Origin of the sequence: Solobacterium moorei (assembly GCF_036323475.1) — a bacterium.
In the GTDB taxonomy this organism is placed as follows: Bacteria; Bacillota_I; Bacilli_A; order Erysipelotrichales; family Erysipelotrichaceae; genus Bulleidia; species Bulleidia moorei.
Genome location: NZ_AP028934.1, coordinates 628,167 through 653,290 on the forward strand (window position 1 = coordinate 628,167; position 25,124 = coordinate 653,290).

23 protein-coding genes and 1 tRNA gene are annotated in these 25,124 nt (G+C 38.6%); 19 read left to right on the forward strand and 5 right to left on the reverse strand.

Annotation, left to right across the window (positions count from 1 at the left end):
* Nucleotides 1-80: 80 nt before the first annotated feature.
* Nucleotides 81-221, forward strand: a complete 141-nt coding sequence (locus RGT18_RS03025) for a DUF3781 domain-containing protein (RefSeq protein WP_281169048.1) — start codon at nucleotides 81-83, stop codon at nucleotides 219-221.
* A 37-nt stretch (nucleotides 222-258) separates the two neighbouring features.
* Here RGT18_RS03025 and RGT18_RS03030 read toward each other — a convergent pair whose 3' ends face one another.
* Both RGT18_RS03030 and RGT18_RS03035 read right to left on the reverse strand, forming a co-directional pair.
* A complete protein-coding gene (locus RGT18_RS03030) occupies nucleotides 259-1,725 on the reverse strand; it encodes an FAD-dependent oxidoreductase (RefSeq protein ID WP_028077691.1) in 1,467 nt (488 codons plus the stop codon).
* A gap of 172 nt (nucleotides 1,726-1,897) precedes the next feature.
* A tRNA-Leu gene (locus RGT18_RS03035) sits at nucleotides 1,898-1,979 on the reverse strand.
* 135 nt (nucleotides 1,980-2,114) lie between these two features.
* Here RGT18_RS03035 and typA point away from each other — a divergent pair.
* From typA to RGT18_RS03085, 10 genes are all read left to right on the forward strand, one after another.
* The gene (typA, locus tag RGT18_RS03040) at nucleotides 2,115-3,947 is read left to right on the forward strand and encodes a translational GTPase TypA (protein ID WP_028077692.1); all 1,833 of its coding nucleotides are present in this window, start codon (nucleotides 2,115-2,117) and stop codon (nucleotides 3,945-3,947) included.
* Nucleotides 3,948-4,003: 56 nt separating this feature from the next.
* Entirely contained in the window at nucleotides 4,004-4,579 is a 576-nt protein-coding gene (locus tag RGT18_RS03045) for a uracil-DNA glycosylase family protein (protein ID WP_028077693.1), read from the forward strand.
* 139 nt (nucleotides 4,580-4,718) lie between these two features.
* Nucleotides 4,719-5,288: a DJ-1 family glyoxalase III gene (locus RGT18_RS03050; protein ID WP_006526050.1), complete on the forward strand. Its 570-nt coding sequence runs from the start codon at nucleotides 4,719-4,721 to the stop codon at nucleotides 5,286-5,288.
* A gap of 5 nt (nucleotides 5,289-5,293) precedes the next feature.
* Nucleotides 5,294-6,514, forward strand: coding sequence for a peptidase T (gene pepT, locus RGT18_RS03055; protein ID WP_028077694.1), 1,221 nt, complete (start codon nucleotides 5,294-5,296; stop codon nucleotides 6,512-6,514).
* A 1-nt stretch (nucleotide 6,515) separates the two neighbouring features.
* Nucleotides 6,516-7,436, forward strand: a complete 921-nt coding sequence (locus tag RGT18_RS03060) for a 1-phosphofructokinase family hexose kinase (RefSeq protein WP_037403550.1) — start codon at nucleotides 6,516-6,518, stop codon at nucleotides 7,434-7,436.
* Between the two features lie 46 nt (nucleotides 7,437-7,482).
* Entirely contained in the window at nucleotides 7,483-8,094 is a 612-nt protein-coding gene (locus tag RGT18_RS03065) for a hypothetical protein (RefSeq protein WP_028077695.1), read from the forward strand.
* Nucleotides 8,095-8,206: 112 nt separating this feature from the next.
* Complete coding sequence (locus RGT18_RS03070) at nucleotides 8,207-9,139, forward strand: glycosyltransferase family 2 protein (RefSeq protein ID WP_028077696.1); 933 nt, start codon at nucleotides 8,207-8,209, stop codon at nucleotides 9,137-9,139.
* Between the two features lie 10 nt (nucleotides 9,140-9,149).
* Nucleotides 9,150-9,593, forward strand: a complete 444-nt coding sequence (locus RGT18_RS03075; RefSeq protein ID WP_037403552.1) for a GNAT family N-acetyltransferase — start codon at nucleotides 9,150-9,152, stop codon at nucleotides 9,591-9,593.
* A 72-nt stretch (nucleotides 9,594-9,665) separates the two neighbouring features.
* On the forward strand, nucleotides 9,666-11,153 hold the full coding sequence (gene cls, locus RGT18_RS03080) for a cardiolipin synthase (protein ID WP_338175124.1): 1,488 nt from the start codon (nucleotides 9,666-9,668) through the stop codon (nucleotides 11,151-11,153).
* A 12-nt stretch (nucleotides 11,154-11,165) separates the two neighbouring features.
* Complete coding sequence (locus tag RGT18_RS03085; RefSeq protein ID WP_028077699.1) at nucleotides 11,166-12,020, forward strand: patatin-like phospholipase family protein; 855 nt, start codon at nucleotides 11,166-11,168, stop codon at nucleotides 12,018-12,020.
* Between the two features lie 17 nt (nucleotides 12,021-12,037).
* Here RGT18_RS03085 and RGT18_RS03090 read toward each other — a convergent pair whose 3' ends face one another.
* Genes RGT18_RS03090 through RGT18_RS03100 form a run of 3 tightly spaced genes read right to left on the reverse strand, consistent with a single transcriptional unit; the run spans nucleotide 12,038 to nucleotide 14,794 of the window.
* On the reverse strand, nucleotides 12,038-13,261 hold the full coding sequence (locus RGT18_RS03090; RefSeq protein WP_051240911.1) for a M15 family metallopeptidase: 1,224 nt from the start codon (nucleotides 13,259-13,261) through the stop codon (nucleotides 12,038-12,040).
* Nucleotides 13,248-13,919, reverse strand: a complete 672-nt coding sequence (locus tag RGT18_RS03095; RefSeq protein ID WP_037403556.1) for an RluA family pseudouridine synthase — start codon at nucleotides 13,917-13,919, stop codon at nucleotides 13,248-13,250. Before RGT18_RS03095 ends, RGT18_RS03090 begins: the two co-directional genes overlap by 14 nt.
* Nucleotides 13,916-14,794, reverse strand: a complete 879-nt coding sequence (locus RGT18_RS03100) for a class I SAM-dependent methyltransferase (protein ID WP_028077701.1) — start codon at nucleotides 14,792-14,794, stop codon at nucleotides 13,916-13,918. The genes RGT18_RS03095 and RGT18_RS03100 overlap by 4 nt, the downstream gene beginning before the upstream one ends.
* 188 nt (nucleotides 14,795-14,982) lie before the next feature.
* On the opposite strand from RGT18_RS03100, the gene RGT18_RS03105 reads away from it, so the two are divergent.
* The 8 genes from RGT18_RS03105 to rlmD all read left to right on the forward strand — a co-directional run bounded on the left by RGT18_RS03105 (nucleotide 14,983) and on the right by rlmD (nucleotide 24,984).
* Nucleotides 14,983-17,160: an ATP-dependent helicase gene (locus RGT18_RS03105; protein ID WP_028077702.1), complete on the forward strand. Its 2,178-nt coding sequence runs from the start codon at nucleotides 14,983-14,985 to the stop codon at nucleotides 17,158-17,160.
* A gap of 1 nt (nucleotide 17,161) precedes the next feature.
* Nucleotides 17,162-19,141 carry an NAD-dependent DNA ligase LigA gene (gene ligA / locus RGT18_RS03110; RefSeq protein ID WP_028077703.1) on the forward strand — a complete coding sequence of 660 codons (1,980 nt, stop codon included), beginning with the start codon at nucleotides 17,162-17,164 and terminating at the stop codon, nucleotides 19,139-19,141.
* Nucleotides 19,142-19,160: 19 nt separating this feature from the next.
* Complete coding sequence (locus RGT18_RS03115; protein ID WP_028077704.1) at nucleotides 19,161-19,574, forward strand: EamA family transporter; 414 nt, start codon at nucleotides 19,161-19,163, stop codon at nucleotides 19,572-19,574.
* A gap of 139 nt (nucleotides 19,575-19,713) precedes the next feature.
* Nucleotides 19,714-20,010: an Asp-tRNA(Asn)/Glu-tRNA(Gln) amidotransferase subunit GatC gene (gene gatC, locus RGT18_RS03120; protein WP_028077705.1), complete on the forward strand. Its 297-nt coding sequence runs from the start codon at nucleotides 19,714-19,716 to the stop codon at nucleotides 20,008-20,010.
* Entirely contained in the window at nucleotides 20,010-21,425 is a 1,416-nt protein-coding gene (locus RGT18_RS03125) for an amidase family protein (protein ID WP_081659488.1), read from the forward strand. The genes gatC and RGT18_RS03125 overlap by 1 nt, the downstream gene beginning before the upstream one ends.
* Complete coding sequence (gene gatB / locus RGT18_RS03130) at nucleotides 21,425-22,858, forward strand: Asp-tRNA(Asn)/Glu-tRNA(Gln) amidotransferase subunit GatB (protein WP_028077707.1); 1,434 nt, start codon at nucleotides 21,425-21,427, stop codon at nucleotides 22,856-22,858. Before RGT18_RS03125 ends, gatB begins: the two co-directional genes overlap by 1 nt.
* Nucleotides 22,859-22,906: 48 nt before the next feature.
* On the forward strand, nucleotides 22,907-23,614 hold the full coding sequence (locus tag RGT18_RS03135) for a hypothetical protein (protein ID WP_051240912.1): 708 nt from the start codon (nucleotides 22,907-22,909) through the stop codon (nucleotides 23,612-23,614).
* A 35-nt stretch (nucleotides 23,615-23,649) separates the two neighbouring features.
* Nucleotides 23,650-24,984, forward strand: a complete 1,335-nt coding sequence (rlmD, locus tag RGT18_RS03140; protein WP_028077708.1) for a 23S rRNA (uracil(1939)-C(5))-methyltransferase RlmD — start codon at nucleotides 23,650-23,652, stop codon at nucleotides 24,982-24,984.
* Nucleotides 24,985-25,124 lie beyond the last annotated feature (140 nt).

The following is a 25,124-nucleotide window of genomic DNA, read 5'->3' on the forward strand; positions in this document are numbered from 1 at the left end:
GTCATATATCATTTATTGTTGTGCACATAAGTGTACAACAAACCATTTATCAACTAAATCGTTGAAAAGAGCCAAATAAAATAAGAGATAAGAATTGTAAGATATCCAGAGAAGGAAAGAATTGGATCTCTATCACTGATGATATTAAAATCTTAGTAAATGCATGTGGTTATACGATAATCGCTGCGAAAAAGCTACAAAAAAATAATAATCCAAAATAAAAAGCGGGATGATTTCTCATCTCGCTTTATACGTTTGTTACTTAGATACTTGTTCACCAGCGATTCTACCGAATACTGTAATATCAGCGATAGCGTCAGAACCTAGACGGTTTGTACCATGGATACCACCAGTAACTTCACCAGCAGCGTATAGACCAGAGATAGCCTTGCCATCCTTGTCTAGTACTTGAGCGTTCGTGTTGATTACAACACCACCCATTGTGTGGTGAACAGATGGTTGTGAAACCATGATGTAATATGGGCCTTCACCGAAGGCAACTAACTTGCCACGCTTGTTGAACTCTAAATCCTTACCATCAGCAGCGTATTGGTTGTAGTCAGCAATAGTCTTCTTTAATGTTTCAGCGTCAATACCGAAGAAAGCAGCTGCTTCATCGATTGTATCAGCCTTCACTAGGTGCTTTTCCTTGATGAGTCTTTCGTACTCTTCAGGGTGAGCTTCCTTAACACCAGAAGCTTCCATAGATGCTTCATCCCAGAACATGTATGAAACGCCACCTGTCTGTTCTGTAACAGCCTTAGAAATAACGTCACGACGTTCTAGTTCTTCAACGAAACGCTTACCTTCCTTGTTAACAAGAATTGATCTACCAGCTAAACGTACGTCACCAACATATAATAATGTACCTGATGTGATGTCGCATGTTGGATATGTTTGGATATAAGACATATCAACTGTATCTGCACCAAGCTTTTGAGCCATTACGATACCGTCACCAGTGCTTCCAGGAGAACATGTAGATAGAATCTTCTCATCCATTTCTGGATTGTATTCCTTACGCATTTCAATGTTAGATCCGAAACCACCAGTTGCTAGTACAACACCCTTAGAAGCTGTAAATGTTACATCACCATCTTTCGTTGTTGCTTTAACGCCAGTAACCTTCTTATCTGACTCTACTAATTCAGTAGCCTTTGTATTTGTTAATACTGTGATACCTAATTCATCATCCTTAGCCTTTAACTTCTGGATGATTTCAACACCAGATTCGTTGTGAGGTACTAAGGAACGCATTACACTGTGTCCACCAAAGAACATCATCTTGTCTTCGAAGTCAACCTTGATGTCATCACGTAACCATTCAGCAGCGCTTAAAGCGTTGTCAGCTAAAACTCTAACGAGTTCAGGATTAGCCTTGTAGTCGCCGCCTTTCATAACATCTTCGTAGAACTTATCAGTACTATCTTCGATGCCTTCTTTTTGTTGTAACCAGTTACCAGGTGCTGCCATTTCACCACCAGATAGAGCTGTGTTGCCACCGATAGCTGCCATCTTTTCGACAACAACAACGGATGCACCGTTTTCAGCTGCTGTAATTGCGGCAGTAAGACCAGCTCCACCAGCGCCAATAACTACTACATCGTAGTCTGTCTTTACTGTCTCTTTTGTTTCTGCTGTAGAACCTGTTTTTTCAGATTTTGAGCAGCCGGCAAAGGATAAAGCCATAGTTAAAGCTAAAGCCGGAATTAATACTTTTTTCATAAATACTCTTTCCCTCCTGTAATTACATATATTAGTTTCTATAGATATAAAAGTAAAGGGATTTTGTATCGCTTCATAAACTTGTTATGAAACACAATATCATAGGAAATGAAACAATCGATATGAAATAATAAAAACTCGCAACAACAGCGAGTTTTTATTAAAGTATAAGTGCACCAGACAAGACTTGAACTTGCACGAGTTGCCTCATACGCCCCTCAAGCGTACGTGTCTGCCGATTCCACCACTGGTGCATCGCTCAAATATTATAGCAACCTACACATCTATCGTCAATGAAAACATCTGTATTTTAGATGGGTTTGGGTTGTAATTTGCGGCCATAAAATATATAATTTATCCGCTTATGCTTAAAAGAAGGTGAAGAGAAGATGGACTATCAAAAGATTATTAACATTGCCGTCATTGCTCACGTTGATGCTGGGAAATCAACATTAGTAGACGCATTCCTCAAACAAAGTCATGTATTTAAAGATAACGAGAAGGTTGTAGACTGCATTATGGACTCCAACGATCTCGAGCGTGAAAGAGGAATTACTATTTATTCTAAGAACTGCTCTGTAACATATAAAGACTATAAGATTAATATCGTTGATACCCCAGGTCACGCAGACTTCTCTTCTGAAGTTGAGCGTATTATCAAAACGGTTGATACAGTTATCTTGTTAGTAGACTCTGCTGAAGGGCCAATGCCACAGACACGTTTCGTGTTGCAGAAGTCATTAGAAGCAGGATTGCGTCCTATCTTATTAATCAATAAGATGGATAAGCAGGATGCTCGTGCTAACGAAGTAATCGATGAAGTATATGAATTATTCCTTGAACTAAACGCAACGGATGATCAGTTGGACTTCCCAATCTTATTTGGTAAGGCTAGAGAGGGTATTGTTCATTATGAGCAGGATGGTACAAATGAAGATATCGTCCCACTGTTTGAAACAATTATCCATCATACACAAGCTTATCCAAACTTGATTGATGAACCAGTGCAGATGCAAATTAGTGCACTTGCGTATGACGATTATATCGGGCGTTTAGGAATTGGTCGTGTATATAAAGGTACATTAAAAGCTGCGACATCTTATACAGTATGTAATGCGGATGGTAGTGCACACCAAGGTAAGACAAATCAGATCTTTATCTACAAGGGATTAAGTCGTATTCCAGTTGAAGAAATTCAGTGTGGTGAAATCTGTATGATTTCTGGTATCCCTGATATTAATATTGGTGATACCATCTGTCCTCAAGGTGCTCCAGATCCAATGCCAATGTTAAAGATTGAAGAGCCAACACTATCCATGAACTTCATGGTTAATGATTCTCCATTTGCAGGACAAGTTGGTAAGTTCGTCACTTCACGTAATATTCGTGAACGTTTAGATAAAGAACTTGAAGTAAATGTTGGTTTAAGGGTTGAAGATACAGATTCTACAGATACATTCAAGGTATCTGGTCGTGGTGAATTACACTTAACAATCTTACTAGAACAGATGCGTCGTGAAGGCTTTGAAATTGCAGTTTCACGTCCTGAAGTTATTATGAAGAAGATTGACGGTGTTACATGTGAACCTATTGAAGAGGTTGTAATTGATGTTCCTACAGAATATTCCGGTTCTGTTATTTCTGCGCTCAATGTACGTAAGGGTATCCTTTCTGACATGGAAGAAATTGGTACATACACCCGTATTACTTATAAGTGTCCTACACGTGGATTGATTGGATTTAGATCCGACTTCATCAATATGACGCATGGCGAAGGTACAATGGTACAGCGTTTAGATGGTTATGAGCCATTTAAGGGTGAAATTCCACAGCGTGAAAATGGTGCTCTGATTTCTACTGAAACAGGTAGTGCTATGACATACGCTCTTTGGAATATTCAGGAACGTGGACAGTTGTTCATCGGTGCACAAACACCTGTATATGAAGGTATGATTATTGGTGTATCCGCTAAGAATATGGATATGGGCGTTAACCCAATCAAGAATAAGAAGATGACGGCTGTTCGTTCTACTGGTAACGATGAAGCTATGAAGCTTGTTCCACCACGTATCATGTCATTAGAAGCTGCGATTGAATTTATCAATGATGATGAACTCGTAGAAATTACACCAGAAGATATTCGTATTCGTAAGAAGTATCTAACAGAAATCGATCGTAGAAGACACGCTCGTGAAATTGGAAAGATTGAATCTGAAATGTAATTGATTTATCCTGTTATCGAAAGATAGCAGGATTTCTTCTTTCAGAGGTCATAAAGATGAAAATAGAAAAATTATTAGAAGAATTGAAAAAAGATCCACGAAATAAAGAATATACAAAGAACGGGTATAGCCCTATCTTACAGGTGGATGCCAATGCAAAAATCTTAATTATCGGACAAGCTCCGGGATCACACGTAGAACGATCAGGAATTCCTTTTGATGATCAATCTGGTATTCGCTTACGTAAGTGGATGGGAATTGATGATAAGGAATTCTATAGTAAGGATATTGCAATCTTACCAATGGATTTCTACTATCCTGGTAAGGCAAAAACAGGCGATTTACCACCACGCAAGTTTATTGCACAGGAATATCATGAGAAGTTTTTGAAGTTAATGCCAAATATTGAATTGACTTTGTTAGTCGGAAAGTATTCCATTGATTATTATCTTGGAAAAAAGAAAAAGAAGAATCTAACAGAAACAGTAGAAAACTTTCAAGAATATTTACCAAAGTATTTTCCAATTGTTCATCCAAGCCCACTGAACTTTAGATGGCTTGGTAAAAATCCTTGGTTTGAAGAGAAAACAGTGAAAGAATTGCAAAAGCGAGTTCGTCAAATTTTAAAGTGAACACCGTAGATAATACTGCGGTTTTTCTATATCATAAACATATATTAAATATAGTATAAATGATGAGGCGGAGCCGTGAAGGTGTATAATATTTATCATAAGTTGAAAAGGAAATAACCAATTGATAGGAGGAACCAAAATGAAATGTGCAATTTTTATGGCAGATGGTTTTGAAACCTGTGAAGGACTTATAACAGTTGATTTATTACGCCGTGCAGGTTTGACGATTGATATGATTTCGATGAATGAAACACTAACAGTCACAACGTCTCATCAAGTGAAGATTCAGGCTGATAAACTGTTTGGCGAGTTTCAAAATGTGTATGATGTTATGATTTTCCCAGGTGGAAAATTAGGTACAGAAAATCTTGAAAACAATCAGAAACTCATTGATTTATATGAAGCACACTTTAAAGCAGGAAAGTTATCCTGTGCAATATGTGCAGCACCATCGATTTTAGGTCATCGAGGTCTACTACAAGGTAGAAAGTATACCTGTTATCCAAGCTTTGATGAGTCAAGCTTTGGTGGTGAATATCAGCAGGTATTAGCTGTGAAAGATGGTAATTTGATTACGGGTCGTGGAATGGGTGCGACGATTGATTTCGCATTGAAAATCATTGAAACACTCTGTGATAAGCAGATATTAGAAAACGTAAAGAATGGGATTCAGTATGAACACTCATTCTTACAATCAGAAAAGGAGTAAAGAATATGAGCGCAGCAGAAAGATTAATACGTTATTGCAAGATTGATACACAATCTGATCCTGCAAATGAACAGGAAACACCTTCCTCAAAGAAACAATTCGATTTAGCAAATCTACTCGTTGAAGAATTAAAAGAATTAGGATTACAAGATGTATCGGTAGATGAACATTGTTATGTATACGCAAAGCTACCATCTAACTTAGATAAAAAGGTTGATACAGTAGGATTTATTGCACATATGGATACAGCCCCTGATTTTAGTGGCACGAATGTCAACCCACGTATCATTGAAAACTTTGATGGCAAGGATATTGCCCTAAATAGAGATGTGACATTATCGATGGAACGTTTCCCATGGATGAAGGAATTCAAGGGAAAACGTTTGATGGTAACTGATGGTAATACGTTACTAGGTGCAGATGATAAGGCTGGTATTACATCCATTATGGAGGCTCTTGTATACTTGCATAATCATCCGGAAGTAAAGCATGGTGAGATTGCGATTGGTTTTACACCAGATGAAGAAATTGGGAATGGTCCACGCTTCTTTGATGTAAAGAAATTTGGAGCGAAGTTTGCCTATACAATGGATGGTGGAACAGTACGCGAATTATCGGATGAAACCTTCAATGCGGCATCTGCAGTACTACATTTCAAGGGACGTTCCATTCATCCAGGTTCCGCAAAGAATCGTATGATCAACGCGGCAAAGCTTGCATGTGAATATCAAGCAATGATGCCTGCACATGCAGTACCCGAACATACAGAGTTATGGGAAGGCTTTATCCACCTTCATAATATGAAAGGTGATGTAGAGAACGCAGAGCTTGAATATATCATCCGTGACCATGATTACCAAAAGTTAACAGCGAAAAAAGAATTAATGTTAAAGGCTGCTGAATTCATCAATACGAAGTATGGTGAAGGTGTTGTAACGATTGAAATCAAGGATAGCTATCGCAATATGAAGGAAGTATTGGACAAAGATCCAACTGCAGTTGAGATTGCTAAGAAGTCCATGGAAGAATTAGGTATTCACATTCTGCAAGAACCAATCCGCGGTGGAACAGATGGTGCACAGCTTTCCTTTATGGGGTTACCGTGTCCTAACATCGGTTGTGGTGGTGGAAACTTCCACGGTCGCTTTGAATACTGCGTCCTCGATGAATTAGAGTTATCTATACAAGTAATCTTGAAGATTATTCAGAATGTAGCAGAGGTGTAATATGATTTGTACATGTACAATTAATCCTTCGCTAGATTATTACATGGAGTTTTCTGCCCCACTTGAAGCAGGGAAAACTAATCGTTCTGATCTGGAATATTATGAAGCAGGTGGCAAAGGTATCAATATCTCTATCGTTCTAAGCAACTTAGGAGTGCCATCACGTGCATTTGGTTTCCTTGGTGGCTTTACAAAAGATTTCTATATTCGTTTACTAACGAAGTATCAGGACATTCGTCCTAACTTCTCCTATATTGATGGAAATACACGTATCAATGTGAAGTGCAATTCTACAATTGACACAAACATGAATGCATGTGGTCCATATATTCAAGATAAAGATTTAGATAATCTAGCAGGAAAGTTAAATACACTCTATGAAAATGATGTGCTTGTATTGGCAGGGAATACACCAGCTTATACAGTCGATCATATGGTGTCCATCTTAAAGAAGCTACAGGCAGATGGTATTAAAGTTGCCTTAGATACAGATGCGCAGCTTGTTAAGAAAATGTTATCCACAAAGCTTTTCTTGTTGAAGACAACAAAGGAAGAAGTAAGAGCACTTGTATCCTATTCCGTTGAAACAACAAAAGATATGGTACGTGCCGCAAAAGACTTACATGCTCAAGGCGTTGAAAATGTAATGATACTAGATATTGATGGAAATGCAGTTCTTGCGTCAAAGGAAGGAACTTTCCAGTGTGATGTATTAGACCCAACAACAATCGTCAATACAGTAGGAACTGGAGATTCACTCGTTGCAGGATTCTTAATGGAATATAATCGCTCTAGAAATATCGTAGATAGCTTCCGCTTTGGGGCATCCTGTGGATCTGCGACAGCGTACTCTAAGGGTATGGCTACACGTGAGAAGATTGAATCTTTTTCGAATTCAGTCGAAGTTAGAAAAATAGATTGAGTTTTTAGAGTATGCTATACTAAAACACAAAGAAAAGAGGTATGAGATGAAAAAAATCTTAACATGCTTATTGGCGGTCGCATTACTAGCAGGCTGCTTCAATAAAACAGAGAGTAAGAGGAACACATCTACAAGTGAAACTTCAGATACACTCACAATCACAAACCCAATCAAATTAACCTCCACAAAGTCAGATATGAAGGGTTATAAATGGATTCGTAATGATGTTGCAGATTTTCAACTTATCACATTAAAAGAATCTTTACGTATGTTTAAAGAAGGTGGAACAGGCATTCTTTATTACGGATACAACGAATGTGCTTGGTGTAACCGTGCGGTTCCAGAGTTAAACGAAGTCGCAAAGGAGTTAAATTTAACGATATATTACGTTGACGCTTCTGTGAAAGTTGAAAAAGAAGACTATAAGAAGTTATTAGAATACATTGATCCAGTATTAAAGGTAAACTCTTCTGGTGAAAAAGGTTTCTATGTACCAGCAGTCATCGGTGTTAAGAATGGTAAGTTAGTGGATTACCATGTATCACTCTTAGATGATTTTGGATTATCTAAGGATGATCCAGATAAGCAGTTATCTGATGCACAAAAACAAGAATTACAGGATATCTATCGTAAGATTGCGAAAGAAGTCGCTGACTAATGAAAGAAAGGTTTGACCACTTGGTTGAACCTTTTTCCTTTTGGAACATCTGTCCTACATTGAACTGTAGCGATGATTATGCTATTTTAAGTGCAAAGATGAGGAAAGTATTATGCCGAAATTATTAACTGTAATTATTCCGTGTTATAACGAAGAGGAAAATATCAAATATTTCTATGAAGAATTCTGTAAGAATGATGCATATTTTTTGAAACATGCAATCATGTATCAATTAATTTTTGTGGATGATGGTTCAACCGATAAAACTGCTACAGAAATCAAGAACTTACATCAAAAAGATAAACGAATCAAACTCATCTCGTTCTCACGTAATTTTGGTAAGGAAGCCGCAATCTATGCAGGTTTAGAGCATGCTTCAGGAAACCTTGTCGCAATTATGGATGTAGATTTACAAGATCCACCATCACTACTACCGCAGATGATTGATGAGATTTTTGCGGGTGCCGATCAAGTCGTCGCAAGACGAACTGCACGCAAGGGAGAACCACCTATCCGTTCCTGGTTTGCGAAATTATTCTATAAAATCTTAAATTGTTTCTCACAGACAAAAGTGATGGATGGCGCAAGAGATTATCGCGTCATGAATACAAGGGTAGTTGAGGCAGTGCTTTCCATTACGGAAAAGAATCGCTTCTCCAAGGGAATCTTTAGCTGGGTTGGTTTTAATACGAAGTGGGTTGAGTATGAAAATGTACAACGTAAATATGGTCAATCCAAGTGGTCGTTTTGGCAGTTATGGAAATACGCATTTGACGGTCTAACCGCATACTCCACGACTCTATTATCTATGTCTTCTTTTGTGGGAGTGTTGTTTTGTTTGCTTTCGTTTTTGATGATTATCTTTGTGGTAATCCGTAAGCTAATGTTTGGTGATCCAACTGCTGGTTGGCCATCACTGGTATGTATTATCTTGCTAGCCTCTGGATTACAATTATTATCCATTGGGGTGATTGGTCAATACCTAGCGAAGACATACATGGAAGTAAAAGATAGACCAGTATATATTGTAAAAGAAAAACTATAGGAAACTTGTGATGGTAAAGAAACAGCTATATGAGTCGGAAAGTGTCGATTTAAGGATTCGGGAAGTGATTCCAGTTTCATTTTTTAATCGTTCACCAAAGTCAATCGTCTATAGCATTTATCGTCATGGAGATTATGAGTGTATTGGTGAGTGTGATTTACGACTTGGCATGGATGAAGAGTTATACTATGCAGGAAATATAGGTTATCGTATCTATGATGGATTTCGTGGCCATCATTATGCATATCATGCATGCAAGTTACTGCTACAAATCGCAAAAGAAGAATATCACTTTCGCCAAGTGATTATCACATGTTCACCAGAAAATATCGCAAGTGATAAGACAATACAATCCCTACACGCAGAACTATTACAGACAGTTCGTGTTCCAAAATATCATTGGCTGTATCGACGTGGAGAGAAAGTAAAGAATATTTATTTATTGATACTCTAATTTAGAGAATTAGAAGGAGTTTGTTATAATATTTTTATGAAGAAATTATGGCGAGTACTGACAGGTCGATTAATGGTAGTGATCCCACTGATCCTATTACAGTTGGGATTTTTTGTAATACTGTTTTATGGGTCTGCGACCTACGGGACTGCAATGCCAGTGATCGATATATTGGCACTCATTATCGCAATCTATATTATTAATCGAAGAAATGATCCGTCGTATAAGATTGGTTGGCTATTATTGGTGCTAGCTGCACCAGTGATTGGAGTTCCACTATATCTCATTACAGGAAACCGTAAGGTACCAAAAAAGCTACATCATGGAACTGTGCGTGCGACACGTTCCCTTTCGGATCTAATCAAGACAGATGAATCTATACTTGATGATATCCACAATAAAGACGCAAAGCAGATCTTCCATTATGGTATTCGTGGTGGTGGATTTCCAGTCTATGAACATACAGCAAGTACCTATTTCAAGAGTGGTGAAGAATGGTATCCAGTTTTCAAGGAAGTTCTTTCTTCCGCAAAACATTTTATCTTCTTAGAATACTTTATTATTAACCAAGGTTGGATGCTGGATGATTTGGTTGCGTTACTTGAAGATAAGGTTAAACAGGGTGTCAAGGTCGTAATGATCTATGATGATTTTGGAGCTTTGGATATTCCGATTCACTTTGATAAACAACTCCAAAAACGCGGAATTGAAACCTATCGTTTCAATAAGATACGTCCATCTTTAGCAGCTCTAATGAATAACCGCGACCACCGTAAGATTACGGTGGTAGATAACCGTGTTGCCTTTACAGGTGGTGTGAATATCTCAGATGAATATATCAATCGTCATCGTCGTTTTGGCTATTGGAAAGATAGTGCCATCATGATTGAGGGAGATGCAGTATGGTCCTGTACATGTATGTTCTTAGGTATGTATACCTATGTCCGTGGCACAAATGATAGTATCGATTACGAGCAATATCATTTGTCATATGAGTATCCTAAAAATGCGAAGGGCTTCTATCAACCATACTCTGATACACCTACAGATGAAGAACCATTTGCGTTAAATGTGCATCTAAACATGATTCAACACGCAAAGGAATATATCTATATCGATGCTCCTTACTTAATCTTAACGGAGTCAATGAAAACTGCACTGAAGATGGCTGCGAAAAATGGTGTAGATGTGCGTATTTTAACACCGCATATCCCAGATAAAAAGTTTGTATTCCAGATTACGCGGGGGCATTATTTCGATTTAATTTCAAATGGTGTTAAAATCTATGAGTACACACCAGGTTTCAATCATGCCAAGAATATGGTGGCTGATGATAAGTTTGGAATTGTGGGTACGGCGAATACAGACTATCGTAGTTACTTCCTACACTTTGAAAATGGTGTGGTGATGTATGATACAGATTCTGTATACAAGATGAAAGAGAATTTCTTAGAAGCACTTGCAGTATCACAAGAAGTCACACTCGAAGATGTACGTGATACAGTATGGATTATAAAGATTTTTAGAGCGGTTCTAAATGTGTTTATCCCATTAGTATAAAGAAGAGGTTATATGGAAAAGATTGGTTTAGTATTGGAAGGCGGCGGTATCCGTGGAGCGTATACTGCAGGTGCTGTGAAGTGGTTAACGGATAACAATATTACATTTGATTATGGTGTTGGTATTTCGAGTGGGTCGGTATATCTAGCACTCTATTGGCAAGGTGAAACAAAGATTGCCTATGACTTAGCAACGAAATACTCCATCGCACCAGACATCGTTGGCTTGAAGGCATTACTAAAAGAAGGTCACTTTGTGGCATATAATCATTTATTCAATGATGTCTTAAAGAAAGAAGCACATATGACAATTCAGCCACTCTTAGATCAAAAGGCAAATATTGAAGTGGGTTGTTATGTGTTAGGTGAAGGTAAGACTGTGTACTATGGCATTGATGAAATGGATGATAGTATGCATGTACTATTAGGTAGTTGTGCACTCCCAATCGCTTCCGCGATTGTAAACTATCGTGGTAAGAAGTTACTTGATGGTGGTATTACAAAGATGATACCTATCGAGCGTGCTTTAGAACAGGGATGCACAAAGACGCTTGTCATTACCACAAAGCCAAAGGACTATGTTCGAAAGCCAGCAAGTAAGATTGTGGAATTCTTAATGCGCATCATCTATCATAAGTATCCACAAATTGCTAAAGACTATCATGTTCGTCATTTAAACTACTACCATCAAGTTGAAATTATCAACCAGCAAGTAGAACAGGGTAAGGCAGTACATATCCTACCATCACAGAATATCAAGGTATCTCGCTATAAGGGTGATGTAGAAAAGACAAAGGCATTATATGAACTTGGCTACAACGATATGGAAGCTAGACGTGAAGAGATTCTAAAGTTCTTGCAGAAATAAGTGGTAAAAAAGTCCGACTAATCATCGAACTTTTCATTTAGATATTTTTGATAATTTGTAGCACTTAATACATTTTCCTTTGGCATGTTTTTCTCATCAGACCAACTTGCGATATACAAGGAGTAATACTCATCATAAGTAAGATTAGAGTCAACGATGGCCTTGGCTAATGATTTACCGAGGTAACGAAGCTGGTTTGTTTCAGACTTATTACCAGTAATGGCTGCCTTTGAAACTGGATAACGCAAGATAAATCCATATTCAGCTGCGTGCTCTTTAAGCCATTGATAGGTATTTGTCTGTGAGAAGGCACCACCTTCATATGTAGGACTTACATCTGCAGAAAAGCCAGTTTGTTGTTCGGATTGTCCAGGGATATCCGCATATAAGTTTGCGACATCTGCGTTATAGGGACTGTAGATATCCTTTAATGCCTGATAGGATACATATCCTGTTGACGCGAAGAATGGGACTTTGTTCTGAATGCTTGCGGCAGAGAGTGCTTCGAAGTTTTTAGCAGCTTCTGCACGTAACTGTACGCCTTGGGAAGCGTATTGAAGATCAATAGTCTCTAAATCTTCTGGTACGTATTCTACTGGTAGATTATTTTTTTGATTCACAAGTACTGTGATAGAAGAAGGATCGGACACGATGTTCTCTGTGTTTGGTACAATGAACTTGTTGGATAAAGTGAAGGAATCTTTGGAGTTCGTGTCGCGATGGAGAACACAATCATCGATGTATACTTTCTCATCCCATTGATAATCAAATACAAGTAGCGGTGTGATTTCCCAATACTCTAGATTTTTAAAGAGATTGAGAATCTGTGCTTGTTCATATCCCTTATCCGCAAGTCGACTTGCTAGTAAGAAATCTTCTGCGGTTAATGCACGATTGTCTTTTACGGATGTGTAGAGTTCAAGGTAATCCGCATTGACTGATTTTTTATCTAGCGCATTCGCAAGTGAAACAGAGTAGTATTTATTATCCAAGATTTCTTTTGTCAGTTTTTCGTGTTTAATTTCCTTGATTTGGGTATTTGTATAACCAAGTCCCTTTAACTTTGAATTGGTAATCAGGTTTGGTAATACCAGAGCAGTTACCAGAATACAAAGTATAATCACAAGACCGATTAGAATTTCAGGACGAATATGACGTCTTGCTTTTCTGCGCTTTCTTGGTGGATTGATTGTACCGCTACTGTGCGATACTCTTTGGGAATTTTTATTATAGTTTGGCATAGTTCACCTCAAATTCTTTCCATATTGATTGAGAAGGGATTGCTTGTAATACGATAGGGGTTTTTAAGGTTGGATGTGGGAATGTTAAACGGAATGCGTATAACCCAATCGGACCTTTTGTTGTATGTGGGTTATAACGTTGATCATGAATTAATGGTAATTTGCGACTGGCGAATTGAACACGAATCTGATGTGATCGACCTGTACCAAGTATGATATGTACAAGGGACTGTTTGCTTTTTTGCCCAATGACTTCGTAGGATAGATGACATTTCTTACCATGCTTTGCGTCAGTTACACTGACGGTATTGGTACGAGTATCCTTGGATAGATGATCTTCTAACGTATCAGCCTTTTTTATAGGAATACCATCGAGAATTGCGATGTATTCCTTTTTTAGTTGATGTGTTCGAACAGCTTCGGATAAACGAGAAGCTGCTTTGGAGGTTTTCGCAAATACCATCACACCACCAACAGGTCTATCTAAACGATGTACAAGGCCACAATATACGTTGCCTGGTTTTTGGTATTTCTCTTTGAGATATTCTTTACACATGGTTAGTAGATCCATGTCGTGAGAATCGTCTTCCATAACAGGGATATTGATTGGTTTCTCCACGCACAAGACGTGGTTATCTTCGTAGAGTACGTTGATCATTTTCTCTGCCAGCTGCCATAGATACCGCATGGTAGTAATAAGTCGCGATTTGCGATAGGAAGGGCAATTTCACCCGTCTCCACAATACCATTTGGATGATTAGGCAAGATCATTGTACGAAGTGTATTATCTAGAACAATGGAAGAGAACCCAGTTGTATAACTGTTAATTAAGAAGAATAGGGAATTTTCATCAAGAATCTCTACACAAGCTTGAATGAGCCTCGTTACTTCTTTTTCAAACTTCCACATTTCCCCATTTGGACCTCTTCCATAGGAAGGTGGATCCATTAAGATTCCGTGATAAGTATGTCCACGACGTTTTTCGCGTTCAACGAACTTCAAGCAATCATCAACGATGAAACGAATCTTATTATTTTGAAGACCGCATAAGTCTCGATTTTCTTTTGCCCATTGCACCATACCCTTAGATGCATCTACGTGTACCACTTCTGCAGCCCCAGCTTTCGCGCATGCCATTGTGGCACCGCCAGTATAGGCAAAAAGATTGAGGACACGAATCTCTTCATTTGGATATTTCTTAATCAAATCAGACATCCAATCCCAGTTCACTGCTTGTTCAGGGAATAAGCCAGTATGCTTAAAACCAGTTGGGGACACCTTAAATGTCAAATCTTTATAATTGATTGTCCATGACTCTGGAAGCTTCTTACGATATTCCCAATGACCGCCACCCTTATCAGAGCGGTGGTAGATGGCATCTGTATCTTGCCATAGCTTTGTATTCTGATTTGCTGGCCAGATTGCCTGTGGGTCAGGACGTCTTAAAACGATACCTTTCCACTGTTCTAATTTCTCGCCATTTCCTGCATCAAAGCAGGTATAATCTTTCCATTGATTTGCTATTCTTGACATGGGGTTACCTCTTTGCTCATTATACCATGAACTGCACGCTTTCCTTAGGAGTTTCAGAAAAGAAAATAATATATTTACATTGTGCTATAGCCCCTCATAGACGGTAGTCAATGGTATAATAAAACCTATCGGAAATGATTTGCCGAAAACGAAATGATGAAGTAATGCAGAATGTGGAGTGTGTAGCGATGATTGATATAAATAGTTTAAATGAAAACCAAAAAGATGCAGTCTTATCCAAAGAAAAGTACCTAAGAATTATTGCGGGTGCAGGTTCTGGTAAGACTAGAGTTTTAACGATGCGCATTGTGCATTTGATTGAAGATGAAGATGTATGGCCAACAAAGATTTTGGCAATTACATTTACCAATAAAGCAGCCAATGAAATGAAAGAGCGTGTTCGCAACATGCTCGCTAGTCAGACAAGTGCACCATGGGTAAGTACAATCCACTCTCTGTGTGTACGTATTCTACGTGAAGATATTATTGCGATGGGATATCCACGCAACTTTACTATCATGGATACAGAAGATCAAAAGTCTGTACTCAAGGAAGCCTATAAACTACAGGGCATTGATGCGACAACCTATTCCTATAGCTCTATGTTGGACTACATTGCGAATAATAAAACGGCAGATATTACACCAGAAAGAGCACTTGTTTTAGCTGGTGATTATCATGCGGATAAAGTAAAAGCAGAAGTATATACGTTTTATGACAAGCGCCAAAGAGATTTATATGCATTAGATTTTGATGATTTGATCTTATGGACTGTACGCATGTTTGCTAAATTCCCAGAAATCCTAGAAAAGTGGCAAAGGCATTTCAACTACATACTCGTCGATGAGTTCCAAGATATCGATAAGAAACAATACGAATTGATTAACCAAATAACAGGTCCTATGAATAACTTACTTGTTGTAGGTGATCCAGACCAGACAATCTATACATGGCGAGGAGCAGATGTAAATATCATCATGAACTTTGCCAAGGATTATCCACAGGCTAAGACAATTATCCTGAATGAGAACTATCGCTCTGTTGAAGCAATCCTCAATGGCGCAAATTCCGTCATTAAAAATAATAAATATCGTGTGGATAAAGAACTATTTACCAATCGCCATAGCGATGAAAAGATTACCCATTATTCTGCAGCGAGTGATGAATACCAAGCAGCTTGGATTGCAGGTAAGATTTCAAGTTTACACCGCGAAGGTAAGAGTTATCATGACATTGCGATTTTATATCGTTCTAACTACTTGTCTCGTTCCTTAGAAAAAGCGTTACTCGATGAAAGAATTCCGTACATCATCTATGGTGGTACACGCTTCTATGAACGCCAGGAAGTTAAAGATGCGCTATGTTACTTACGTATGGTAACCACAGCAGATGATCTTGCGTTACAACGTATTCTCAATCGTCCAAAGCGTGGAATAGGAAACAAGACGATGGACTTGATTGTAGAGACTGCACGAGCAAGAAATACTTCTATGTACGAAGTATTAAAAGATAGTTCTCTATTTAGTGGCAAGATGTTAACAACAATGGAGAATTTTGTGAACATGGTTGAATCATGGCGTAAGCGTGCAAATAGTGGTGAGGTTGAAATCTTCAAACTATTTGAAAAGATTATTGAAGAAAGTGGTTATCGCGCGATGCTAGAAGAAGCCAAGGAACAAAATCGCATTGAAAACTTAAAAGAATTAATTGATGATGTAAAAGAATTCTCTGAGACCTATCCTGAAAGTACACTTGATGAATACTTACAGCTAGTATCTCTCTATGGTGACCGTGAAGAGATACTGGCAAGTGATTTTGTACAGTTAATGACAGTCCATGCGGCCAAGGGTTTGGAATTTGATACGGTATTTATCTCCGATATGAATGAGGGAATCTTCCCAAATGAGCGTGCGGTGAATGAAAGCCATCGTGGTGTGGAAGAAGAAAGACGTCTAGCGTATGTTGCCTTTACAAGAGCTAGAAATAAACTCTATCTAACCGAAGCAGGTGGATTCTCGATGATTTTACAGCGTGTACGAACAACCTCACGCTTTATCGAAGAAATCGATGCGGAATACATTGAACATTTAGGTTCAAGTGTGCATGCAGGTAATACACAAAGAGAAGTGCGTTTATCAGAAAGATTATTCGAGAATAGTCCTTCATCCTTTACACAACGGATGTCCAAGGCAAAGCCTTCAGGACTAAAGAAGGGTGATAAAGTCATTCATGCAAAGTTTGGTGAAGGCTTAGTCATCAGCATCAAAAATGAGATTGCGGAAATCGCATTCCCATATCCATTTGGTGTGAAGAAGGTTGCGGCAGGACATCCAAGTATCAAAAAGAAGACAGATTTAAGGAGTTAACATGAGCGAAGATAAATTAGAACTTATGCGACAGATGGTCGCACAGTTAAATCAAGCTGCTGATGCCTATTATGACGGTAAGGCAGAACAGATGACTGACTATGAATGGGATGCCTTATTTGATCGTCTGAAAAAAATGGAAGAAGAAACAGGTGTTGTTTTAGAAGACTCTCCAACAATGAAAGTCTCTAGCGATCATACCGCAGGCCAAAAAGAAGCCCATGAGTTCTTGGCTTTATCACTTGCGAAAACAAAGAAGCCAGAAGAAGTCGAAAAGTGGGCGGAAGGAAAACCAATCTGGATTTCCTGGAAGCTAGATGGCTTAACGCTTGTCGTGACATATGATAATGGAAAGTTAAGTAAAGTTGTTACCCGTGGAGATGGACATATTGGTACAAACATTACCCATTTGTCCTCGGCAATCCATGGAATTCCACAGACAATCTCTGCAAAGGGACATCTTGTGATTCGTGGGGAAGCGGTAATTTCATACGAAGACTTTAATCAATTTGTGATGGAGTCTGGTGAAGATTACGCAAATCCAAGAAATCTTGCGTCAGGTTCATTAACCCTAAAAGATATTGAAGAAGTGAAGAAGCGTCAGATTCATTGGATTCCATTTACGCTTGTATATACAGAAGAAGATATCACTTCTTGGGGGAAGCGTATGGACTACATGGAGAAATTAGGCTTCCAAGTTGTAGAACGTGAATGTGTTGAATATCCAACTCTTGCAAATATCAACAAAGAAATCGAACAATGGACAAAGAAGGTCACTGACGCAATCAATCCATATCCAGTGGATGGTTTGGTTGTTGTTTATGATGATACTGAGTATGCATCAGGTGGCTCTGTAACAGGACACCATGCGACTAGAGCAGGCTTTGCGTTTAAGTGGCAAGATGAATCCGTACTATCCAAGCTTGAATATATCGAGTGGTCTTGTGCAGCATCTACCATTACACCAGTAGCAGTATTTGAGCCAGTCGAAATTGAAGGTACGACCGTAAAACGTGCATCCCTATGTAATATCAGTGAGTGTAAACGTTTAGGCATTGGTGATGTAGGAAGTGAACTTGAAGTGATTAAGGCAAATAAAATCATTCCAAAGGTCATTAGTGTTAAACATGCAGAGGGAAGCTTCCATATCCCAGAAACCTGTCCAGTATGTCATAGTAAGACAATCGTGGATATGAGTGAGCGTGGCACAGAAACACTCAAATGTACCAATCCAAGCTGTCCTGCGAAAAAGCTAAAGAAATTTAATCGCTTTGTTTCAAATGCAGGTATGGATATTGATGGTATCTCAGAGCAAACACTTGCAAGATTCATCAATGAAGGATGGATTACAAAATATGGTGATATCTTCCGCTTATCCAAACACCACGAAGAAATCACTGACCTAGAAGGGTTTGGTGAAAAATCTGCAGCGAATATCATGGAATCAATTGATCGAGCAAGAGAAATAGATGAAGCTAAACTTGTCTATGCCCTTAATATTCCTTTGATTGGTAAGGATGTCGCAAAGCGATTACTCTCTGTCTATCCATTTAGAGAGTTAGTTAGTATCGCAAGAAACACAGAGATAACGGAAGTATTTAGTTCCATCGATGGAATTGGGCCAGAAAAGTCCAATGCCTTCGTCAGCTGGTGTAAGGATCCAGAAAATATCTCTCAACTTGAAGATCTGCTAGATGAAATTACCATACAACGTACAAATACAGTCGCAAGTGGTAATCTTTGTGAAGGCTTAACCTTCGTTGTGACAGGAGATGTACATCATTACGCAAATCGTAATGAACTAAAGGCTTATATTGAATCACAGGGTGGTAAGGTAACAGGTTCTGTATCCAAATCAACCAATTATCTAATTAATAACGATGTGACTTCGTCATCCTCCAAAAACATAAAAGCAAAACAACTCAACATTCCAATTCTTTCAGAAGAAGAGTTTATTGCACAATTTATGAAAGAATCATAGAAAAAGAAAGTGTGTAACAATGTGGTTTATATTTGCACTATTATCAGCCGTATTTGCGGCACTAACCTCAATTCTAGCGAAAGTTGGAATTGAAAATGTAAATTCAAACCTTGCGACAGCGATACGAACAATGGTCGTAGTACTAATGGCATGGGGTATGGTATTTCTAACAAATAGTAGTTCTGGAATTGGCGAAATCAGTAAAAAGAGTTGGATATTTTTGATTTTGTCAGGCTTAGCTACAGGAATATCATGGTTATGTTACTATCATGCATTACAGCTAGGGCAAGCCTCAAAGGTTGTGCCAATTGATAAACTAAGCGTTGTCATCACATTGGTATTAGCATTTATCTTTTTGCATGAACAGTTCACTTTAAAGTCACTAATTGGCTGTATCTTTATCGCTATAGGAACATTACTAATGGTCCTATAGCGTAAAAACTTTTACGTGTAAGGACAAAGATACAGAATATTTTGAAGAATGCATTTATGTCAATGGTTGAAAAGGTGATAACATTGATAAAATCGCTATTTAAGGCTAAAATATATCAGCGAGAAATGAGGTATAAATCATGGTAGAAAACAAAAACAGAGAATACTTCCAAAAGCTAGCAAATCAACTGATGTTTAATCTATCAAACGAAGAGGCAGATGAACTCGTAAGTGAGTTTGGAACGCTTGAACAACAGTTTGCGCTGATGGAAGAAATTAATACGGACGGTGTAGAAGAAATGATTTATCCGTTTGAAGAACCAACAACATACATCCGTCATGATGAGCCAGATCATGTGATCTCTCAAGATGATGCGATGAGAAATGTAACGAAGAAATTGGAAGGACATTTTGTTCTACCAAAGGTGGTGAAGTAATGATTAAAGATATGGTAAATCATCCAGCAGATAGCACTGCTCGTTGTGAAGAAGCTTATGCGAAAGCACAGGAATTGCAGGATAAACTAAACGCAGTTATCACATTTGTTGATCCAAAGGAACAATTAAGCCAATTACCAGAAGGTGGTTTACTGCATGGTGTTCCAATCGCTATCAAAGATAACGTTAGTACAAAAGGAATTCGTACAACTTCTGGTTCGCGTATTCTCTCTAACTACTTTCCAATCTATGATGCGACAATCACAAAGAAATTACGTGAAGCAGGTGCAGTATGTATTGCGAAGGCATCCATGGATGAACTGGCGATGGGTGGTACAAACTTAACATGCTTTACAGGTCCAGCATATAACCCATGGGATACACGTCGTATGACAGGTGGATCCTCTGGTGGTTCAGCAGCACTTGTGGCAGCAGGTGTTGTACCAATGGCAATCGGTTCGGATACAGGTGACTCTGTTAGAAAGCCTGCATCCTATTGCGGTGTTGTTGGTGTAAAACCAACATACGGAAGAATCAGCCGTTACGGTATTATTCCTTACGCGTCTTCTTTAGACCATGTAGGGTACTTTACAAGATCCGTCGAAGACGCATGCATTACATTAGAAGTCTTAGCAGGACGTGATGATTTAGATGTTACATCTTCAAGTCGTCCCGTTGAACATTACACAGAAGCACTAAATGATAGTATCCAGGGCAAGAAGATTGCGATACTTGGTAATGTCATCGATAGCGTATCCAATCCGGAAATTGTGAAGATGTTTAATGAACTTGTAGAAAAGCTCAAGGCAGCAGGTGCTGTGGTAGATACCTATCACTTTGATGACAAGCTGATGCGTGCAATCTTACCAACGTATTACACTATCGCAAACTGTGAAGCAACATCTAATCACTCTAACCTAGACGGTATTCGTTTCGGTGTGCGCGAAGATGGTGCAGATATGCAGGAAATCATGACAAACTCACGTACAAAGGGCTTTGGACCTTTGATTCGCAGAAGATTTGTTATTGGATCATATGGCTTATTTGAAGCCAATCAAGAGCGTATCTTCCGTAAGGCACAGAAGGTAAGACGCTTGATCGTGAATGCAATGAAGGAATGCTTTAAGGAATATGATTGCATTCTCGCTCCAGCCAGTGGAACAATCGCGCCATTCATCGATGCAATCAATAATGATGATAAGCTATCGACTGACTACTTGGTAGCAGAAAACTACATGGCAATGGCAAATTTCTCAGGTGATCCATCAATAACAGTCCCAATGGGATTTGAAGAGGGTTGTCCAATTGGAGTAAACCTAACATGTCCAGCATGGCATGAGAGCACAATGTTTACAATTGCAAAGGCAATTGAAGATATCACAGGTTTAAGGGATTTGCAGGCGGAGGTGAAATAATGGAATACGAAGCAACCATAGGTATTGAAATTCACTGTCAGTTAAAGACAAACACAAAGATGTTCTCTGGTGCGCCGACTTCCTTTGGTCGCAAAGCAAATACCTGTGTCAATGAGATAGACTTAGGACATCCAGGAACACTTCCATCAGTGAATGTAGAAGCAGTCAAGAAAGCCATTCAAGCATGTACAGCACTACACTTAGAAATTGATCCACTTGTAAAGTTTGATCGTAAAAACTACTACTATTCAGACTTACCAAAGGGATTCCAGATTACGCAACAATTCCATCCAATCGGAAGAAATGGATATATTGAAATTAATACAAGTGCTGGAAGGAAGAAGATACGTATCGAGCGTATCCACATGGAAGAAGATACAGCCAAGCAGTTCCACTTAACAAAGTTCTCTTTATTAGACTTTAACCGTGCTGGAACTCCACTTATCGAAATTGTATCCTGTCCAGATATGAAGACAGGAGAAGAAGCAGAGGCTTACGTTGAAGCACTTCGTCAGACACTATTCTATATTGGTGTATCCGACTGTAAGATGGAAGAAGGATCCATGCGTTGTGACGTTAACGTATCCATCGCACCAAAGGGTTCTGATAAGTTAGGTGTTAAAAACGAAATTAAGAACTTAAACTCTATCTCCCACGTCGGTAAAGCTGTAGAGTATGAAATTCAACGTCAAAAGGAACTATTAGAAGCAGGCGAAGTGATTCATCAGGAAACACGTCGTTACGACGAAAAGACAAATACTACTGTCATGATGCGTCGTAAGGAAGGTTCTGTGGATTATAAGTTCTTCCCTGAGCCAAATATTTTCCCAATACAACTAGATCCTTCTTGGATTCAAGATATTCAAGAACATATGCCAGAGCTTCCAGAAGCGAGAAAAGAACGTTATGCAAAACAGTATGCATTAAGTGAACATGACATTCGTATTTTAATCGCTGATATGGAAATGTCTAAGTTCTTTGAAGAAGTTATGAAGTATACAACAAATGCGAAAGCTACCTGCAACTGGCTATTAGGTGAAGTAAGCGCATGGCTTAACAAACATGAAACAAGCATTGATAAATGTGAATTAAAACCAGAAATGCTTGCCAAGATGATTGCGCTAGTGGATGAAGGTAAAGTATCTTCATCACAGGCAAAACAATTATGCGATGACTTGATGCTAGGAAAAGATCCAGAAGTAGCTGCTGAAGAAAAGGGCTTGAAACAAGTCTCCGATAGTTCAGCGCTAACTACGATGGTAAATGAGGTACTTGACGCAAACGCACAGGCAATCGAAGATTACAAGAATGGTAAGGGTCGTGCAGTAGGTTTCTTAGTTGGACAAGTCATGAAGAAATCTAAGGGACAGGCAAACCCAGGAATGGTATCTCAAATCTTAGAAGAAGAGCTAAAAAAACTCGTTCATGATTAAGACTGGCGTATTTCTCAGAAAAAGAATACAATAAGTATGGAGAGTAATATGACACAGAAAAATAAAAAACACGGATTAAAACTTGTGCATATTGTATTTACAGTATGCTTGATATTAATTCTTGCGCCAGCGATTTACTTTGGTTGGATGCTAGCATCAACATATATGGATTCCCACTCACCAGTATTGGGTAGTCGTTATGAAAATGATTTAAACCCTGCAATCACCAAAGATCAACTTAAACAAGTTGATGAAGCAGTTGGTAAGCTTGATGGTGTAACAGGTCACAGTGTACATCTAGCAACTGGTACATTACGTGTATACGTTGATGTAGCAGAGGACTCAACAGCAGAAGTGGTTCAGGATGTGACAGGACATGCTTATGAGGCAGTAGTCGCAATCTTAGATCCAAATGTATACTTCTCACAAGGCAATGATATGAAGATGTATGACTTAGAAATTCATACTTCTAACATGAAAGATGGACGTGATAAGGATAACTTCATTTACGGTATCTTTACAAAGACATCCGCAATGAGTGCTCCACAATATCAATTAGTAAGTAGTCCTAAGAATGCGGAAGTTGCTCAAAGTTTAAGAGATGCAGTAGCAGCGAGAAAAGCAGCAGAAGCAGCAGCGGCTGCTGAAGCACAAGCTCAAAAAGAGCAGCAAAGCACAGAGAATACTGAAAATACGGAAAATACTGAATCAACACAAACACAAGAAACACAACAGACAGAACAAACACAACAATAAGGGATACAACAGATCCCTTTTTTAGAATGTAAAAGATGATGGAAAAGAACGAGAGATATATCGCAACAGCGACAGGTTATTCAGAAGATGGTGCAGGCGTTACCCGTATAAACGGTATCGTCATTTTTGTGCCAGGACTTTTAAATGGAGAAGAAGCAGAAATTGGTATCACGAAAATGAAGAAGAATTATGGTTACGGTCGTATTATTAAAATCCTAAAACCATCAATTCATAGGGTTGAACCAATTTGTTCTGTATATAAACAATGCGGAGGTTGCCAACTCCAACATATGGACAGTAACGAACAAAACACATTGAAAGAAAACAAAGTAAAAGACTGTTTCCATAAGATTGCAGGCATGGATGTGGAAGTACAACTAATTATTAAGGTAGAACCATATTGGAACTATCGTAATAAGGTACAGATACCAGTACAATGCAATGATAACAAGGTGGAAATGGGCTTCTATGCGCCACACTCCAATCGTATTGTGCAATATGATGTGTGTCATGTACAAACAGACTTATCCAATGAACTTACAAATTACTTCCGTAAACAATTTGACATGCTTGCATGTGGAAAAGATGTGCGACATGTATTAATCAAGCATGCACATAACACAGGCGAAGTGATGGTGGCACTTGTGGTAAGAAAATATCCATTCCACAATAGCGATATCTTAATCAAAGACGTCCTAGTAAACTACCCACAAATTAAGAGCCTTGTCGCTATCGTAAATAAACGAGAGGATAATGTCATCCTCGATGGCAAAGAAATTTTACTAGCTGGAAGACATTACATTGAAGAAGAGTTACTTGGTTGTACGTTTAGAATCAGTGCTAGATCGTTCTATCAGATTAATCCATACGCAACAAAAGAACTCTATTCTAAAGCAATTGAACTTGCAGGCTTAACAGGTAATGAAACTCTCATTGACCTATATTGTGGTACAGGTACGATGGGTATCATCGCCGCAAAACAAGCCAAGCAAGTATATGGCATTGAGATTGTCGCAGACGCAATCCGCGATGCGAATACCAATGCGGAAAATAACAATGTTACAAACATCAAGTTTATTAACGCAGACGCATCTGAAGGCGCAAAACAAATTATCGACGCAAAGATACAAGCAGATGCAATGATTATCGACCCACCACGCAAAGGATGTTCAAAAGATACGATAGACGCTATTGTAACCATCGCACCAAAACGACTAGTCTATGTATCCTGTGATCCAGCAACACTCGCACGTGATGTAAAGATACTCAGTAACAATGGATATAAACTAGAACAAGTACAACCAGTGGATTTATTTCCACAGACAGTGCATGTGGAGTGCATAGCGTTGATACAAAGAGTGAAATCGTGAAAATCCTGCATTTTAAGCAGTTTTACAAGCATTATGTATTTGTAGAAGACGGAGAGGGAGGACGAAAAAAAGTCTTAAAAAATTATATGGATGTGAATGTTTGCATTGATATGGTGTGTGGAGATACAAAGAATGTTTTT